This window comes from Marinomonas phaeophyticola, assembly GCF_026966905.1.
Lineage (GTDB): Bacteria > Pseudomonadota > Gammaproteobacteria > Pseudomonadales > Marinomonadaceae > Marinomonas > Marinomonas phaeophyticola.
In genome coordinates this window covers 188,711-207,992 of the sequence record NZ_JAPUBN010000021.1, presented here as the reverse complement: position 1 = coordinate 207,992, position 19,282 = coordinate 188,711, and the positions used below count along the sequence as shown (strand labels likewise).

Below are 19,282 nucleotides of genomic sequence, written 5' to 3'. Positions count from 1 at the left end.
TAATGGGGTCATCACTGAATCCTCCAATTATGAATAGAGAATTAAGTTTGGTAACGAATCATAAAATTAGAAAGGAAATAATGAACCGCTCCGCGAAGCGGCTTAGTTCAACGCTTACATAAGCGGAAAATTAAAGTTGGCTAAAATTTGAAGCGAAGCGAAAAAAGCCAACTGTAATTTTTCCGTTTGATGTTCTTGTTATGTGTTACCTAACTTGCGCGGTTACGCTAATAACCAAAAGCTGATAAATAACACACTTGTTAAAATTTAAAATTAAACCTGAAGAATTAACCAAGAAAAGAATACTTAATGTGAATTCAATCCCTGAACCTGAAAGTTTAATACCATTTAATTGCGCCCTACTTTAAATTCTTAATCACGTTTTAACAACGAATAATTTTAAGAATTAGCACTGACACATAACATTTTAATAATGCGCACGCTCATTTAGACAATTTGGAAAACCTCTGAAAAACTTTATAAACAATTGAATATTATAACTTTTATAAAATTATTCACAAAATCCAAAACTGGAAAAACGAGCGTGCGTGTTTACACATTTATCCACGGCCTGTTATTTCTGCTGAGGATAGTATTATCCATTGATACTAAAAGACTTTCTGAATTCTTGCTAGTACAAACGCGCAACACCTTGAGTTTTTTAGACAAAGCGAGCCAATTATTGGCAACCCAAAAAATAAACTGTATATTTGTACAGTTTATTTTAAATTATCCACAAGGAGTGTGTGATGTCATCTAGTCCGTTTCTTAATTTTATTCGCGGTGAACTTAGACTACGCGGCTACAGCCTTAAGACAGAGAAATCTTATCTATATTGGATTAAATACTTTATTCGTTTTCACCATCTTAAGCATCCTAATAGCATGGGCGCTGAAGAGGTAAGAGACTTTCTTTCGTTTTTGGCTGTTAAAAAACACGTTTCTATTAATACCCAAAAATCCGCATTGAATGCTTTAGCTTTCCTGTATAACAAACTACTTGATCAACCATTGGGAGATTTAGGGTTTCAGCATGCTAAACAAGGTAGACGATTACCTATTGTTTTAGAAGTTAAAGAGATTCAAAAAATACTAAGTTGTTTAAATGAACGAGACCACTTAATTTTTTCATTATTATATGGATCAGGACTTAGGATTAGTGAGTGTTTGAGAATTCGTATTCAAGACATTAATTTGGAACAAGGCAGTTTGGCGGTACGATGCAGCAAAGGTAATAAAGACAGAACAACCATTTTAAGTCGTAAACTCGCTGAGGCATTAAATAAGCAAAAAGTTTATGTTCAAAAAGTTCTACAAGAAGATAATCAAAAGGGCTATGGCCCATCATTGCCTTTTGCACTTGCTAAAAAATACCCTAATGCATTTCGGCAGTTAAGTTGGATGTTCTTATTTCCTTCTACGTCAATCAGCCCCCATCCTTTCACGGGTGAGCTCTGCCGACACCATTTGCATGATTCAGTACCTCGTAAGGCCTTAAAAAAAGCCGTTTATGCCGCTAAGATTATAGATAAAAGAGTCAACTGCCATACGTTCCGTCACTCTTTTGCAACACACTTATTAATGGCGGGTAGAGATATTCGAACCGTTCAAGAACTTCTGGGTCATAACGATGTATCAACCACACAAATTTACACCCATGTTATAGGCCAGCATTTTGCTGGCACTGATAGCCCAATTGACTTAATCCTATAAAAGCTTGTTCTTAAATAAAAAGAATAAGTCGGTATTATCAAAAAACACTTTGTTGGCTTAAAGACCAACGTTTTGTACCCTCTAAGAGAGTTTGGATGACTCGAAAGCGCTTTGTCGGCCTAAAGGCCGGACCTACGTTTTATGTTCCAAGAGAGTTTGGGTGATTCAAAAGAGTTTTGTCGGCCTGAAGGCCGGACCTACGTTTTATGTTCCAAGAGAGTTTGGGTGATTCAAAAGAGTTTTGTCGGCCTGAAGGCCGGTATCTACAGAAGATTCTCATTTTTAGGTGTGATGTGATGCTACATAAAAAGTCTGCGTTTTTTCTGCGCTGACGACGACAGTGACGCAAGCAGAAAAGGCGCAGGCTTTTTGTGTTTACGCGCTCTTAGAGAGTTTGAATGACTTGAAAGTGCTTTGTCGGCCTGAAGGCCGGACCTACAGAAGATTCTCATTTTTAGGTGTGATGTGATGCTACATAAAAAGTCTGCGTTTTTTCTGCGCTGACGACGACAGTGACGCAAACAGAAAAGGCGCAGGTTTTTTGTGTTTACGCGCTCTTAGAGAGTTTGAATGACTTGAAAGTGCTTTGTCGGCCTGAAGGCCGGACCTACAGAAGATTCTCATTTTTAGGTGTGATGTGATGCTACATAAAAAGTCTGCGTTTTTTCTGCGCTGACGACGACAGTGACGCAAGCATAAATGGCGCAGGCTTTTTGTGTTTACGCGCTCTTAGAGAGCTTGAATGACTTGAAAGTGCTTTGTCGGCCTGAAGGCCGAACCTACGTTTTGGAAGGCGCGAAGCCGTTCTTGAAATTCTTTTGTTTTTATATGGGCTTTGATATATTCAGGTGACATGTAAAACCAAAGTTTCATTGGTATGAATGTCCCAGCAATCCCAGTCTGTTCTTCACTAGGTTAAAGGGCGTGACATTTATGCAACACCTCTCAAATTAAGGAAGAAAATGCCAGCTACTGTTAGCGAACTCGCCATTTATCCAATTAAATCTATTCAAGGAATCAAGCTGACTCAAGCGGTCGCCACTGATTCCGGCTTCTTTAATGATAGACGCTATATGCTTGTAAAGCGTTCAGGCGAGTTTATTACAGGCCGCGAGAACCCATCCCTGACCTTGGTTCGATGCATCATTCACCCAGACGACACGTTGGAATTAAGCCATCCAAATACAGACATTAAGCTTGTCATTGACCCTAATTCATTTAGTGACCGCAGGATAACGGTGACCATTTGGGAAAACGAAGTGGAAGCACGGATTTGCGGGAGCCAATTCGATCAGTGGTTTAGTTCAGTATTGGGTGAAGAAGTGTTATTAACCTTCTTTGACCAAGATTCTAAACGAGTCACTAAGCGCAGGCCAGAGATGCCTGTAGCTTTTGCGGATGGATACCCTTATTTGATTACCTCAAAAGCCTCTTTAAACGCACTGAATGATCGCTGTTCTGAAGCAATGAGCATGGAAAGATTTCGCAGCAACATCGTTGTCGATCACTGCGATGCCTTTGAGGAAGACACTTGGCAAACCATTAAAATCGGGGAAGCCATCTTTGAAGCCACAAAACCTTGCTCTCGCTGTATTTTTACTACCTTAGACCCAATAACAGCACAAAGAAGTCGTAAAGGCGAACCCATCAAAACGTTGGCGAAGTTCCGCATGACAGCGGAGAAAGAAGTCACCTTTGGGATGAACTTTGTCTGCATTCAAGAAGGGATCGTAAAAGAAAACGATACGATTGAAGTCATCTCATACAGAGTAGCTGAGCAGTATCAAGATAAAACCGCCACTAAAAGCTAACCTATCGCGCTGAGGGTTCTGCAACAAAATACAATGAAAAAAGCCAGCTATAAAAGCTGGCTTTGAAAAAACAGTACGGCTGCGAACTATACTTCTTGGCTCTTTAGATAATCATCATATGAACCGTGGTAATCGACTATGCCTGTTGGCGTCAATTCAATAATACGGGTTGCAAGAGAAGATACGAACTCACGGTCATGGGAGACAAACATCATGGTGCCTGGGTAGTTTTCTAGAGCCAAGTTCAAAGATTCAATCGATTCCATATCCAAGTGGTTAGTTGGCTCATCAAGTAACATGACATTGGCTTTTTGCAACATCATTTGACCAAACAACATACGGCCTTGCTCACCACCAGATAGGACTTTTACGGACTTTTTAATATCCGTTTGTGAGAACAATAAACGGCCTAGCACAGCACGAATGTTCTGCTCTTCTTCGCCTTCTTTAGCCCATTGCCACATCCAGTCTACTAAATCCATGTCTTTTTCGAACATGTGAGCGTGGTCCTGAGCATAGTAAGACAATTCAGCATTTTCAGACCATTTTACCGTGCCTGCCGTTGGTTCTAAGTCGCCAACAAGACATTTCAATAGCGTGGATTTACCGATACCATTTGGCCCGATAATGGCAATTCGCTCACCGACTTCAACCATCAAGTTAAAACCACTGAACAATTCTTCATCAAAAGTTTTTCCTAAGCCTTCAACTTGTAACGCCATACGATGCAATTTCTTTTCTTGATCAAAACGGATAAATGGGTTTTGACGGCTTGAAGGTTTCACTTCTTCTAATTGAATCTTATCAATCTGTTTCGCACGCGATGTGGCCTGCTTAGATTTAGAGGCATTTGCAGAGAAGCGGCTGACGAAGGCTTTTAATTCATTAATTTGCGCTTTCTTTTTAGCATTATCCGCTAATAAACGTTCACGAGACTGAGTCGCTGCTGTCATGTATTCATCATAGTTACCTGGGAATAAGCGTAATGCGCCGTAATCCAAATCCGCCATGTGAGTACAAACACTGTTTAGAAAGTGACGGTCATGGGAAATAATGATCATGGTGCAGTTACGTTCGTTCAGTACGCCTTCCAACCAGCGGATAGTATTAATATCCAAGTTGTTTGTTGGTTCGTCTAAAAGCAAGATTTCTGGATCAGAGAACAAGGCTTGAGCAAGCAGGACACGCAATTTCCAACCCGGTGCAATTTCTGTCATCGGGCCATAATGCTGGTCTAATGGAATGCCCACGCCCAACAACAATTCACCCGCACGCGCTTCAGCCGTGTAGCCATCCATTTCCATGAATTCTGCTTCTAAATCACCCGCTCGTAAGCCATCCGCTTCGGTCATGTCAGGGTTAGCATAAATAGCGTCTTTTTCTGATTTTACAGCCCATAGCTCTTCATGGCCCATAATCACAGTATCAATAACAGAAAAAGCTTCATAAGCGAACTGATCCTGCTTCAGTTTACCCAAACGCTCATTCGTGTCTTTAGAAACGTTGCCAGACGTTGGTTCTAAATCGCCCCCTAAAATTTTCATAAAGGTGGATTTACCACAGCCATTGGCTCCGATTAAACCATAACGGTTCCCTTCGCCAAATTTAACTGAAACATTTTCAAATAACGGCTTAGGGCCGAATTGCATGGTGATATTTGCGGTAGTAAGCAAGGTGATCTTCCGAATTAATGTAATGAATTTATTCCGTAATGATAAACGTCTGTAAACGCTTAAAAATCATACACAGATAGAATGGCGGTATTATGCCATAATTTTCTGGCTGAATCAGAGAAAGGCGAAGAAAAAAACATCAAATAATGGATTCCTAGTGAATCCATTCACTCTTTAAAACTCCAGTCCTTTTTGAGCTTTAATACCACGCTTAAAGGCATGTTTAATTTCTTTGATTTCACTCACGGTATCCGCTAACTCAATGAGAGACTCTGCCGCGCCACGACCAGTAACAACAAGGTGTTGATGTTCTGGACGTGCCAGAATGGCTTGAATCACCTCATCCTCATCTAAATAATCGTAATGCAACAAGTAGGTTAATTCATCCAATACAACCAGATCAAGGCTTTCATCTTTTAACATTTTATGGGCATGCTGCCATGCTTCTAAAGACGACGTTACATCTTGTTCTCTATTCTGAGTTTCCCAAGTAAAGCCGGAAGACATGATTTCCCATTGAACATTGGGCTGGGCTTTAAAAAACTCAATCTCACCTGTGTCCCAATCCCCTTTTAGAAATTGCACAACGCCTACTTTCATACCATGGCCCAAGGCACGCGCTACCATTCCTAATGACGAACTGGATTTACCTTTACCATTGCCTGTTAGCAAGACAAAGGTACCCTTGTCTGTTTGAGCTTTAGCAATGCGCTTATCCACATGAAGCTTAATCTTTTTCATACGTTCAGCGTGCTTTTCTGGATCTTGAATGGTTTTTGCCATTTATTCTTCTTCCAATTTCTGTTTAAGGGCATGTAAAAAAACATCGCAAGCCACATTCATTGCCACAGACTCATGTTGCCATGTCGAAGCACTAAACCAACCGGAATAGCCAATTTGAAGTGACACTTCAGTCGCACCATCCGCTGTCTCTTTTAACTCAATTTGCCAATTTTCACTACACAATTTGTGATGATAACGATAAAAAGAAAAACCAATCATGCTGTGGTCTTCTACTTTATTTATCCGCCCCTTCTTTTCTGATTCACCAGTGAATATAGAATACTTAGCAATAATAGGATCACAATAAAGTAAACCGTTTGGTAAACGTACATCCTTTAATATTGGATTCCACTTCCAATAAGAATGCATGTCTACCAAAGCCAACCAAATTTCATCAACGGGTTGATAAAAAACCATTGATGTTTGTGTAAAAAAACGACTAGATTCGGTCATCTTCAGGGTCGTAGCCTAAGTTAGGAGCTAACCAGCGTTCTGCATCGTCTTTCGACATGCCTTTACGGTTAGCGTATTCCTCTACTTGGTCTGGGCCAATTTTACCCACACCAAAATACGTGCTTTCTGGACGAGCGAAATACCAACCGCTGACCGCCGCTGTTGGCCACATAGCGTAGCTTTCCGTAATACTGATGCCGGTGTTATTTTCTACATCCAACAACGACCACAATTTTGCTTTTTCCGTATGATCGGGACATGCCGGATAACCTGGGGCAGGACGAATACCTTGATATTTTTCTTTAATCAATTCTTGGTTTGTTAATGCTTCGTTTGGAGCATATCCCCAGATCTCTTTACGAGCTTTTTCATGTAGGTATTCAGCACAGGCTTCCGCTAAACGGTCAGCAATGGCTTTAATCATAATACTATTATAGTCATCATGATCTTTCTCATAGGCTTCAACCAAAGGATCAATACCAAATCCAGTTGAACAAGCGAAGGCACCAAAGTAATCTTCAGCCCCACTGTCTTTAGGTGCAATAAAGTCCGCTAAACTGTGATTGTATTTACCTGGTGCTGTCAATTCATTCTGGGTTCGTAAGAAAGATAAAGTCTCTAGTACCTCAGTGCGATCTTCATCAGCATAAAGCTCTACGTCATCATGGTTAACCTGATTTGCAGGAAAAACGCCAATAACCGCTTTCGCTTTTAATGACTTAGTTTTTATCACATCGTCCAACATCGCCAATGCATCTTCATACACACGAGTAGCTTCAACACCTACGACGGCATCCGTCAAAATTCTCGGATAGGCCCCCGCTAACTCCCATGTTTGGAAAAAAGGAGTCCAATCAATATAATCCTTAAGATCCTCTAGATTAATGTCGTTTTCATCAAACACTGTAACACCCAATTTATTCGGCTTCGCAACAGGTACGCTCCAATCAATAGGTTGTTTATTTTGGCGCGCTTTAATAATGGAAACCCGGCGTCCAGCACTGGCTCTGTCTTTATAACGTTTACGCGTTTTTTCATAATCCAGTTTCACTTCGTCAACAAATTTTTGACGTCGTTCACCTTTTGACATTAGTGCGCTGGCTACCCCAACACTGCGGGAAGCATTGGTCACATGCACCACTTGATTGCGTTTATAATTTTGTTCAATCTTGACAGCAGTATGCGCTTTTGACGTGGTTGCACCGCCAATCATTACGGGAATATCAAAACCTTGACGCTCCATTTCTTTGGCCACATGTACCATTTCATCCAATGAAGGAGTAATTAAGCCAGACAAGCCAATGATATCGGCACCAACCTCTCGAGCCGTTTTCAGAATTTTCTCCGACGGTACCATCACCCCAAGATCTATCACTTCGAAGTTATTACACTGCAACACCACACCCACGATATTTTTACCGATATCATGCACATCGCCTTTCACTGTGGCCATGACAACCTTGCCATTACTCGAAGACGCCGTATCTTTATTACGTAACTTTTCTTCTTCAATAAAAGGCATTAAATAGGCGACCGCTTTTTTCATGACTCGAGCAGATTTCACCACTTGGGGTAAGAACATTTTACCGGATCCGAATAAGTCACCAACAATGCCCATACCATCCATTAGTGGGCCTTCTATCACTTCTAAAGGGCGGTCAAAAAGCAATCTCGCTTCTTCTGTGTCGTCATCAATAAACTCAGTAATGCCTTTCACTAGCGCATGGCTCAATCGTTCACCAACGCCTAAAGAGCGCCATTCTTGGGCCGCCTTTTCTACTTCTTGTGCGCCACTACCAACATATTCGCCTGCAATTTCTAATAAATTATCCGTGGCGTCCGGCGTTCTATTTAAAACCGCATCCTCTACTGCTTCACGTAGTTTTGTTGGTATGTCTTCATACAGTGCTAATTGCCCTGCATTTACTATCCCCATGGTCATGCCATTTTTAATCGCATGGTAAAGGAAAACGGCATGAATCGCTTCCCGTACATGGTTATTACCACGGAAAGAGAAAGACACGTTGGAGACGCCACCTGAAATTTTTGCGTATGGTAGCTCTCTTTTTATGTCGCCACAGGCTTCAATAAAATCAAGGGCATAGCGATTATGCTCTTCAATCCCCGTGGCGATAGCAAAGATATTCGGATCAAAAATAATGTCTTCTGGTGGAAAACCAACCGTTTCGGTAAGCACCTTATAAGAGCGTCGACATATTTCGATTTTACGCTCCCTAGTATCTGCCTGACCGACTTCATCAAAAGCCATAACAATAACGGCCGCACCGTATTTTCTGACTTTATTCGCTTGCTCAATAAATTTTTCTTCACCTTCTTTCAAGCTGATGGAGTTCACCACACCTTTACCTTGAATCCATTTCAAGCCAGTTTCTAAAATTTCCCATTTAGAAGAGTCCAGCATGATAGGAACTCGAGAGATATCTGGCTCGGAAGCAATCAACTTTAGAAAACGTTCCATGGCCGCTTCTGAGTCCAACATGCCTTCATCCATGTTGATATCAATTATCTGAGCCCCATTCTCTACTTGTTGTCGAGCCACATCTAATGCCGTGTCGAAATCGCCCTCCTTAATTAGTCGTTTAAACATAGCGGAGCCCGTAACGTTCGTTCTTTCACCGACGTTAACGAAGAGTGATGACTCATCTATATTAAATGGCTCTAGCCCAGATAAGCGGCACGCTTTTTCAATTTCTGGAATCACTCGAGGCTGACAGGATGCAAAGGCATCAGCAAAGGTTTTTATGTGTTTTGGTGTCGTACCACAGCAGCCACCAATAATGTTAATAAAGCCATCATCCACCCAACCTTGGATTTCTTCTAACATCTCTTCTGGTGTTTCATCGTATTCGCCAAATGCATTTGGAAGTCCGGCATTTGGATGCGCAGAAACATAAGTATCCGCGATTCTTGAAAGTTCACCCACATATTGACGTAGATCTTTTGGGCCCAAAGCACAGTTAAGACCAACACAAATCGGTTGTGCATGGGAAATTGAATTCCAGAAAGCCTCCGTCGTTTGACCTGATAATGTTCGACCAGAGGCATCCGTTATAGTGCCAGAAATCATAATTGGGTAACGCACACCGGTTCTTTCAAAATATTCAAGAACCGCATAGATAGCCGCCTTAGCATTTAAGGTGTCAAAAATGGTTTCAATTAAAATCAGGTCCACGCCACCTTTAATCAAACCATCCACTGAGACAAGGTAGGCAGCAACCAACTCATCAAATGAAACATTACGATAACCAGGGTCATTGACATCAGGGGAGATAGAACAGGTTCGACTTGTGGGTCCAACGGCTCCCGCCACAAACCTCGGTTTATTTGGATTTTGCGCCATAAACTCATTCGCCACTTCTCTTGCAAGGCGTGCCGACTCAAAATTCAATTCATAACTCAATGTTTCCATATTGTAATCCAACATGGAAATGGAATTTGCATTAAAAGTATTGGTTTCTATGATGTCGGCGCCAGCGGCAAAGTAATCGCTGTATATCGCTCTAATAATGTTCGGTTGAGTAAGGGAGAGTAAATCGTTATTTCCCTTAAGGTCACTAGCCCAATCAGCGAATCGCTCTCCACGGTAATCACTCTCTTCCAATTTATAATCTTGAATCATAGTGCCCATAGCACCATCAAGAATTAAAACGTTTTGCGCGAGTCTTTGCTCAATAATGGAATATGAATCCGACTTTACCACTGGGTATACCTCTGAATATGTTAATGCACATCTACTATAACGAATTGCTAAAGACGAACGCTTGAAAAATAATAATGTGAAAGTGAATTTTTTAAGATTAACAATGAAATAGGCATAAAAAAGCGCTCAATAGAGTTTCCTTTATTAAGCGCTTGTAAGCATTGTCTCAATCGCCCTAGCCTTAATTCATTATTCTTTACTTTTACCTAAACGGCCAACGAAAAAGCCACCGAGTAAACCTGCAAAAATAGCAAAACACCAAAAGCCGTATTTTTCCCAGAAATCATCATTTTCAAGGGTCACTAAAGTTTGATCTCGGTAAACTTGTCGACTAAAACGCTGATCGTGATATTGAATTTGTTGGTGTATAAAAAGATCCGCTCTAGCCGCCTGATGTGCGCTTAAACCGCTAATTCTCCAGCGCCACGTTAATTTTCCATTTTCAACAACCGCTTCCGCTTCCGTTGCGCTAATAAGGTCAAAAGCGGTATCAACCACTAATTCAGCAACATAGACCTGTCCAGGAACCACATTTTCTACGTCGGCGGTGACAATCACTTCAAAAGCACTGTTCAAAGGCATGGCCGTCGGACGTTGCCAACGCACATTCGCGATGTTACTTTTTAACTGATCTTCAAGGAAATTCACTTCGGCCTCAAAAGGAATGAGAGCGTTAATTTGCTTTTCTAAAGCAGACTTTTCTGCCGTTAATGCTTTTTCTCTGAGTGACAATTTTCTTAACTCAGATTCAATTCTATTACGTTCATCCTTTAGCTCAGTCATCTCTTTATTTAACTTAGACTCTTTAACTTTATTGAGATCCAACTCCGAGCGCACGGCCGCTAAAGATAATTCAGTATTACGATTAATTTTAGATAGGTTTTCTAAATTTCTTTGTAATTCGGCTAATTCAGCATTGTTTACTGGAGCCAATTGCTCTACTGCGGAACGGGTATGTGCTTGGTACTTACTCAGTAAAGTTTGTTGTACCTCTAACATTTTTTCTAATTGATCAATTTTAGATTGTAATCGATTATTTTCTTGACGGAGAGATTCACCACTAAATCCTTCTGACTCTACAGTTGTCGCTGCGTTTCGAGCCAAAACCAGATCGCCTGTAACTTTCCTTTCGGACTTAAAGTTCGCATCCGCTTGTAATTCTGCGATAATTTTATCTTGTACTGATATACGATCCCACAATACTTGATGTTGGGCTCTAGAATCCGCTATCGCCCCTCCTAAATCAAAGTTTTTTTGTTTAATCTTAAGATACGAATCCCTTAAACCTTGATTGTCTTTCTCTAATGATAAGTACTGTTGTTCTAAGGTTTTGTGGCGATCTGTCAATAGAGCATGTCTATCCACAAGCGTTTTTTGCTTATTTAGTAAATCTAACACCGTTTTACTATATTCATCATTTAAGGCCTGCAGATTAATCACATTTTCATAACCTGAATCCGACTCCATTAAACACTCTTCTGTTAAAGGACGTTCAGGTGAAACGACAATCTGAGCATTAGGTGTGCTATTAAACTCAAGACTCTCTGTACACTCTTTCGTGGCTTGATGTACAAGATTTTTTTCTTTAAGCGTATGTGATAAAAGGTCAGTTAATCGAAGATTTTCCGCCTCTAATACCGCTAATTTATTTCTTAGTTCATTGTCTTTTAATTTTAATGCAAGGTAACGTGCTTCAAAGTGTCGATTATCCGACTTTTCATCTTCCAGCAATTTTAATGAGGTAATACTTGAATGATTAGAACTGTTTTGCAGAAAAAGGATTTTTTCCTCTTGCTCATTTAACTTAGTATTCAATTCAAACAATTCAGCATTATTTGACTCAATCTGTTTGAGTAAAAGTGTAATTTCTGACTGGTTTTTTTGTAATGTATGCTTTAATTCAAGGTTTTCATTCGTTAGCCGCTCTTTCTCGGCATCCGTTTTCGTTGGCAATGGCGCCGTTATTTCAATCGTACTTTCTTGAATCTCTTCACGAGTCGTTGAACACGAAGAAATAACAAAACTAAAGGCGATCGTACCTATCAGTATTTTCCACCTAACCATCTTTTGCTCCTTTAAAACAAGCCAAGACCACTTAACAAGGTTTATCTTATGACAGATTATCCATTAGATTGCAAAAAATCGTCACTAAAAACGTCATTTCAAGAAGAAGCGTTAACACTAAATAGGGTAACGCTTCTTTAACTAATCTAGTTTTATTATAGACTAAGCAAGACTTTTCGATACCACTTCAAAGACATCTTTCGACAATTCTTCTGACAAAATTCTTTCTAGTTGCTTTTGCATAAGAACCGAAAGATTTGGTTTCATTTTTCTCCAACGTGTGAGCGGAGTACATAGTCTTGAGGCCAATTGAGGGTTGCGCTTATTAAGCACAATGATTTGATCTGCAAGAAATGCGTAACCCGCACCCGTTTCATTATGGAATGTACTGACACTGCTTCCCAATCCACCGAGTACCGCTCGAACTTTATTCGGATTTTTCAAGTCAAAAGCATCATGTTGCATAAGCTGTTTAACCTGTTCCAATCCATTATCGGCCTCTTGTGCCGCGATTAACATTAGCCATTTATTCACAACTAAGGCTTCATGGGACCACTGGGAATAGAAACTGTCTAACATAGATTGAAATTCAGGGTGCGTCGTATTCACAGCAATAGACAACGCCGAAAATTGATCCGTCATATTGTCAGCAGATTGAAACTGCGATAACACCGCCCTTTCAGCCGCCACGGAATTCGTTTCACTCCAGTAGGACAAAGCGGCATTCTTTAATTGACGCTGAGAAATTTGTTGTGCATCCGGTGAGTAATCCACATCCACATTATTGGCTTCATAACAATTAGCAAACTCTTGCTCTAACGCACGAGCAATGAGCTGCTTAAGATAGGTTCGCGCCTGCTTAATGGCTTGAGGGTCTACTTCTTCAGAGATTTCAGACAAGTAAGCTTGACTAGGCAATGATAAAATAAGTGAGACCATGGATTTATCTAATGACTGATCGTCCAGCAAGGCTTTAAACCCAAGCAACAATTGAGACTCAATCGATAAGACTTCGCCACGTCGAGCTTGCGAGATTAAAGTATTTAATTCTCTTACGGCCAATTCTTGAGCCGCATTCCAGCGGTTAAAGCCATCCTCATCAGACGACATTAAGATACTCAATTGCTCAACCGTGTAATCATAAGATAATTTAACCGGAGCGGAAAACCCTCTTAATAGGGAGGGAATCGGTGCCGTATCAACCTGCTTAAACTCAAACACCTGCTCACTCAAGTTCAATGTCAATACGTGACTAGTGTCATTTTTGCCATTCAGCTCAGAGGTAAGAGCCTTACCGTTCTCATCAAGTAAGCCGACTCGAATAGGCATCAACAGTGGTAATTTTGTTGGTTGATTTGCCGTTGGAGGTGTCGCTTGAGTCAAGGTTAACTGATAGGTCTTAGTGACTTCATCATACGATCCTACCGCTTCTACTCTTGGCGTACCCGCTTGAGAATACCAACGTTTGAATTGAGACAAATCAATACCACTCGCGTCCTGCATTGCTTGCACAAAATCATCACACGTAACCGCTTGACCATCATGTCGCTCAAAATACAGATCGGAACCTTTACGGAAGCTATCCTCACCTAATAAGGTGTGTATCATGCGCACAATTTCAGAGCCTTTTTCATAAATCGTCAAGGTGTAAAAATTGGAAATTTCAATAAATGAAGACGGCCTTACTGGATGAGACATAGGACCCGCATCTTCAGCAAATTGCGCTGTTTTCAAAAAAGAAACATCCTCAACACGCTTCACTACAGGTGAGTTCATATCCGCTGAAAACTGCTGGTCCCTAAAGACAGTAAAGCCTTCTTTTAAACTTAATTGGAACCAATCACGACAAGTAACACGATTACCTGACCAGTTATGGAAATATTCATGAGCGACAACCGCTTCAACTCGTTGGTACCCGTCATCGGTTGTGGTTTTTGGGCTCGCTAGTAAGCAAGAGGAATTAAAAACGTTCAAGCCTTTATTTTCCATTGCGCCCATATTGAAATCATCAACAGCCACAATCATAAATATATCAAGATCGTATTCACGACCGTATTTTTCTTCATCCCACTTCATTGAACGCTTCAACGCATCCATTGAATAATCTACTTTGTCGATGTTATGAGATTCCGTAAATATTTTTAGTGTAACAGCACGATTACTTAGAGTAGTAAACTGATCTTCAATAACCTCTAAGTTCCCTGCCACTAAAGCAAATAGGTAAGCCGGTTTTGGGAAAGGGTCATGCCAAACAGCCACCGTTTTACCTTCTTCATTCAGGCTACGACTCACTTCATTGCCATTTGATAGCAGTACCGGGTACTTATCTCCATCAGCAATAATAGTGGTAGTAAACACGGACATGACATCAGGACGATCTAAATAATAGGTGATATGACGAAAGCCTTCCGCTTCACACTGAGTACAAAACATGGACGAAGAACGATACAAGCCTTCAAGTCTAGTATTGTTTTGCGGTTCTATAAGCGTTTCACAGGTTAATACAAATTCATCCGCCGTGGCCGTAATAATAATTTGATGATTACGTAAACGATATTCTTCTGGCGGTAATTGATAGTCGTCCATAGCTAGGGCGATTAACTTAACATCCTCCCCTCCATCCAAAACCAAAGGTGCCGTTCTAAATTTTGATTTAGGGTTACGTCGCATGTGCAAGCGTGAAGTAACAATAGTGACAGATTCATCTAAATCAAAAGTAAGTTCTGTCTTATCTATTAAAAACGCAGGAACTTGATAGTCTTTTAAATAAATCGCCGAAGGTTGGCCGTCTTTCATAGTATGCGTGTCCTATACAGTAAACTTTGCGTGATAACCGGTGTATTTACGAATGTTGATCACGCCCGTGTCCAACATCCAATATTGCCCTTTAATGCCCAATAACCGTCCCTCTACAAGGGGTGTTTTTTCGGCATTTATACTGACAACTTTTGTGGGGTATTCAATTACAGGATAAGTAAAGGTATGGGTTTCATTGTGGTCTGACAGGTCAGTAATGGACTGCAGCCCAAATTCGTGCTGTAAAGAATCTAAGCTTTCATAAACAAGCTCAATCAATCGCTCTTGCTCTTGCTCTAAATCCATTGCAGGAGCATCACCTTTGAGCATGGTTCGCCAATTCGTTTTATCCGCTACAACCTCTTTAAAAAGCGTCTCCACCAACCCAGATATACGCCGGTTACTAACACTAAAAATAGCCCGGCCTTGGGTTGCACCCTGATCTATCCATCGAGTCGGTAATTGATCGCCACGGGTAATACCTACTTTCAATGAAGAAGAGTTGGATAAATACACGTAATGACTTTGCATACAGTATTTTTCAGCCCATTCAGGCTCACGACAAGTACCTAAATGATGATGGCACTTTTCAGGGCTCATAATACAGGTATCGCAAGCGGCCAATTTAGTAAAGCAACGATAACAAAAACCCTGGCTAAACGACTTCTTTGTTGCCTTTCCACAATGAGTACATTCAATTGTGCCATCGAATTGAAGCGCTACTTTTTGACCAATCAATGCATTGAGTGGGATCTGTTCATTTCCCATTTTCAAATTGTACTGAACTTGACCATCGAGCACGTGCACCGGCATTTTCCGGATTAGACCTTGTAACATTAATGTTTTACCTGTGTTGAGCTATCTACCCATTTTACGGTCTCATGCTCAAGGGTTTCAGTTTTGCTCTCACACCCTGTATGTGCATTTCGATCGATAAAGCCAACGCGCTGCTCTTCGCTTTTATTGGCATAATCATAGGCAATGATCGCCTGCAGACACAATTCTGTTTGTTCCGCCGTTAAACGTACTCCATTTGACCATTTACCCAATTCAACGGCGTATTTCAACTGTTCGTAAACTTCAGGAGTCAAATTATTAATCATATCGTTAAAATTCATTACATATTCTCTTAAGCTTTTATCATCACGGTCTGCGTTGACCAAATTTATTAACGTCGTTTTATGAGTAAACCATACACAAGCGCACAGACTAAACCACTCACCAGCCCCACTAAATGGGCCGTATTCGCCATATTACCTAGACCTAATGATGAGGGTAAATCCGTATAACCAATACCCAACCATATTAAAAAGAACATCATTAGCCCTTTACTAATCAACCTTGGCCACTTTGAATCGATATAAGGCATAAGCCAAGCAAAACCAATACAACCATACACCACGCCAGACAGACCACCAAAAAGCGGTGATTGCACATCCCAATATTGGAAGGTATTGCTGGCCACCGCCATGATTAGCACACCGATTAACCAAACAAAAGCGCCGACAAGTTTCTCTATCTTACGACCGATTTCCCACACCCAAAGCAAATTGAACACCAAGTGCATCATACTAAAATGCACAAAAGCAGGTGTTAATAAACGCCAATAGGCATGAGTGTCCCACATACTTGATAAGGGCATACTGTATAACAGGTTATTTTCAACAATGATGGGGGTAATGGTAAACCAGCCTAAAGAGGCATAACTTGTTCCCAATTGTGTTATTAAAGAAACCAGAAGCGTGATCGCAATAAGAAATAAGGTAACGGGGTACTGCTTGCAGGCTAAATATAGGGTATTTTTATTTAGGACTGCGTTTTTTTGCTTAGCGTGGGAAGAGTTGATTACCACTTCCTCTTGTGGGGCATGGCCTTCATAAATAGCAATCAAACGATGTACTTCAGTCGCGTAGGCTTTGTCTACAACCCACAGTTCATGCACACCTTGGTTAAAGGTAATTTGATGTCCTATCTTATGCTGCCATAGCATTTTACTAAGCGCTTCCGGCGATTGGTGCTCAAGAAATCGATACGCTAAAAACATTGTCTAATATAACCTATTATTCTTGAACCCATTCGCTTCAAGATAAAGTTTACGATGAATAGCCTGTTTGCCAGCCTAACTTGTTACGACATACATCATAAAAATCATGGCTTTTCGGATGGATTAGCCGAATTCCACCAGCCTTACGATTAATGTGTATCTCATCTCCAGGAGCGGCCGTAATATGTAACTGGCCATCACAACTCACACTTGGATAAGTCAAATTCGACTCACAGACAACAATACGTATACGTGCATTGGAGTCAATAACAATAGGACGGTTACTTAATGTATGTGGGTGCATGGGGACCAATACTAAAGCATCTAATTTTGGCAACATAATAGGCCCACCAGCGGAGAGTGCGTAAGCCGTCGAGCCTGTTGGCGTAGCCACGATTAGACCATCTGACTTTTGATTCATGACGAATTGATCATCAATAAACAGATCAAAACGAATCATTCTTGCCGATTTACCTGGGTGCAATACCAAATCGTTTAAAGCAACGCCATCACCACTTGGACGGTTTTGACGCTTTATTTTAGCCTCTATCATAAAGCGCTTTTCTTCAAAAAAATCGCCGTTAAAAATAGGGTCTAACTCTTCTGCCAAAGCATGAGGAGAAATATCAGTTAAAAAACCAAGCGTACCACGATTTATTCCTAATACTGGAATGTCGTAATTACAAATCGCTCTTGCCGCCCCTAGAAAGCTACCATCCCCACCCACTACCATGGCTAAATCACATTGATTACCTAGCTGCTTTAATGGAGCCGTATCGACTTTGATACCAGGCAACATAGACGATAGATCTTCTTCAAGAACCGCTTCTTTACCAATTTGTTGCAGATATTCTAATAACTTTTTAACGGTATCTAATACTTGAGGCTTATCTAATCTTGCTATTACCCCGACACGTTTAAAATGGCCCATCTGCTCTACTCTTTTCTAGTCAATTAACACTAATAGATAACACTCTCTGTAATTGAGCGTGCCATAGAATGGAACTTTAACATGTTCCTAATGTGTACCGCTATGCAGTGACTTGAATTCACAACATTTTATATTTGCAGACAGCGTGCTTTAATTTAGAAATGGATACCCTCGACGGCCTTGAAGACCACCTGTATGGATCAACAACGTTTTCTCTAACGGCCAACGACCTAATGTCATTTCATTGATAACACCAAACAGCACTTTCGCAGTATACACAGGGTCAAACTCCACATCAGGGTTCAAAATAGAGAAAACCGTTAGAAAATCCTTTAACTCCACTGTCATTCTTGCATAACCTCCAAAATGATAACGATCGTCTATAAGTAACCTAGAATCATTTTTGTCTATACTAAGGTCTGCATTTACGTTATGGGCATGAAAAAGAATGTCCTCTCTCAAACCTTTGCCGCCCTTGATTGCGGGAATAACCGTCAATTTTTCAATGAGGTCATTTGCAAGAAAACCGGCACAGGTCGTTCCAGTACCAGCACTCATAACCCAATGAGAGAATTCAGCGCCACCTGCATTATAAATAGTACACGACCAGTCAAAGCACCCTTGCGCTCCTAATGCATTCGCCCCTCCCTCAGGAATCCAGTAACACCCCTCAATATAATGATCGATCTCTGCTTTGACCGAGGACGCCATGCCTTGACGATAATCGTACCGTGAGCTGGGCCAAAGCATCCCTCCCTGATTGACGAAATCCACTAACGTAGGGGTCAAGTTTGGCTGCAACTCACCTCGGATAACCGCCACCGCTTGCATTTTTTTGGCAGCACAAATATTCCCTAAAGCATGTACATGATTAGAAAATGGCCCGCCAAAGCTGGCTATCGCTTTGGCCCCCTTCGCCTTAGCCTCTGCTAGATTATATTTTAATTTGTGCCATTTATTACCTGGGGCGCCTTGATGTTCTAGGTCCCCACGATATACGGTTAATTGATAACCTCTTTCAGAAAGCAATTCTGGAAGGACAATTTTTTGAAACAATGCTCACCCCTCTAGTTTGTTAAATACGAGCACAATTATTTTGAATACAAGTGCAACAATATCACAAAGGGAAAATGAGACGCACATTAAACAAGATGACACTCTCAAAATGATTTTCCTCTCCCCTTTCAATCAAAAACACCCACGATACAAGAAGTTATGAATTTAACCTGTGACCCCATTCAAAAAATTCATATAAAAACATCACTTCTTATAACAAGTTTTTGTTAAAATATTG

Annotated in this window: 13 protein-coding genes; 2 read left to right on the top strand and 11 right to left on the bottom strand. The window is 40.8% G+C overall.

The window, feature by feature from the left end:
• Positions 1-749: 749 nt before the first annotated feature.
• Entirely contained in the window at positions 750-1,712 is a 963-nt protein-coding gene (locus tag O1D97_RS18315; RefSeq protein ID WP_269127638.1) for an integron integrase, read from the top strand.
• A gap of 962 nt (positions 1,713-2,674) precedes the next feature.
• Positions 2,675-3,523, top strand: a complete 849-nt coding sequence (locus tag O1D97_RS18310; protein WP_269127637.1) for an MOSC domain-containing protein — start codon at positions 2,675-2,677, stop codon at positions 3,521-3,523.
• Positions 3,524-3,609: 86 nt separating this feature from the next.
• Here the strand turns inward: O1D97_RS18310 and O1D97_RS18305 are convergent, their stop codons facing one another.
• The 11 genes from O1D97_RS18305 to O1D97_RS18255 form a co-directional block, all read right to left on the bottom strand.
• Positions 3,610-5,196: an ABC-F family ATPase gene (locus O1D97_RS18305; RefSeq protein WP_269127636.1), complete on the bottom strand. Its 1,587-nt coding sequence runs from the start codon at positions 5,194-5,196 to the stop codon at positions 3,610-3,612.
• A 174-nt stretch (positions 5,197-5,370) separates the two neighbouring features.
• Positions 5,371-5,979, bottom strand: coding sequence for a cob(I)yrinic acid a,c-diamide adenosyltransferase (gene cobO / locus O1D97_RS18300; RefSeq protein ID WP_269127635.1), 609 nt, complete (start codon positions 5,977-5,979; stop codon positions 5,371-5,373).
• Positions 5,980-6,432 carry a hypothetical protein gene (locus tag O1D97_RS18295; RefSeq protein WP_269127633.1) on the bottom strand — a complete coding sequence of 151 codons (453 nt, stop codon included), beginning with the start codon at positions 6,430-6,432 and terminating at the stop codon, positions 5,980-5,982.
• A complete protein-coding gene (gene metH / locus O1D97_RS18290; RefSeq protein WP_269127632.1) occupies positions 6,419-10,153 on the bottom strand; it encodes a methionine synthase in 3,735 nt (1,244 codons plus the stop codon). The genes O1D97_RS18295 and metH overlap by 14 nt, the downstream gene beginning before the upstream one ends.
• Before the next feature lie 189 nt (positions 10,154-10,342).
• Entirely contained in the window at positions 10,343-12,217 is a 1,875-nt protein-coding gene (locus O1D97_RS18285; protein WP_269127631.1) for a coiled-coil domain-containing protein, read from the bottom strand.
• Between the two features lie 162 nt (positions 12,218-12,379).
• Positions 12,380-15,013 carry an aminopeptidase N gene (gene pepN, locus O1D97_RS18280; protein WP_269127630.1) on the bottom strand — a complete coding sequence of 878 codons (2,634 nt, stop codon included), beginning with the start codon at positions 15,011-15,013 and terminating at the stop codon, positions 12,380-12,382.
• Positions 15,014-15,025: 12 nt separating this feature from the next.
• A complete protein-coding gene (locus O1D97_RS18275; RefSeq protein WP_269127629.1) occupies positions 15,026-15,850 on the bottom strand; it encodes a DUF2797 domain-containing protein in 825 nt (274 codons plus the stop codon).
• Positions 15,850-16,131, bottom strand: a complete 282-nt coding sequence (locus tag O1D97_RS18270) for a YeaC family protein (RefSeq protein ID WP_269127628.1) — start codon at positions 16,129-16,131, stop codon at positions 15,850-15,852. The genes O1D97_RS18275 and O1D97_RS18270 overlap by 1 nt, the downstream gene beginning before the upstream one ends.
• A gap of 50 nt (positions 16,132-16,181) precedes the next feature.
• The gene (locus O1D97_RS18265; RefSeq protein ID WP_269127627.1) at positions 16,182-17,057 is read right to left on the bottom strand and encodes a rhomboid family intramembrane serine protease; all 876 of its coding nucleotides are present in this window, start codon (positions 17,055-17,057) and stop codon (positions 16,182-16,184) included.
• A gap of 49 nt (positions 17,058-17,106) precedes the next feature.
• Positions 17,107-17,988: an NAD(+) kinase gene (locus O1D97_RS18260; protein ID WP_269127626.1), complete on the bottom strand. Its 882-nt coding sequence runs from the start codon at positions 17,986-17,988 to the stop codon at positions 17,107-17,109.
• A gap of 150 nt (positions 17,989-18,138) precedes the next feature.
• The gene (locus tag O1D97_RS18255) at positions 18,139-19,044 is read right to left on the bottom strand and encodes a 1-aminocyclopropane-1-carboxylate deaminase/D-cysteine desulfhydrase (RefSeq protein WP_269127625.1); all 906 of its coding nucleotides are present in this window, start codon (positions 19,042-19,044) and stop codon (positions 18,139-18,141) included.
• Between the last annotated feature and the right edge of the window lie 238 nt (positions 19,045-19,282).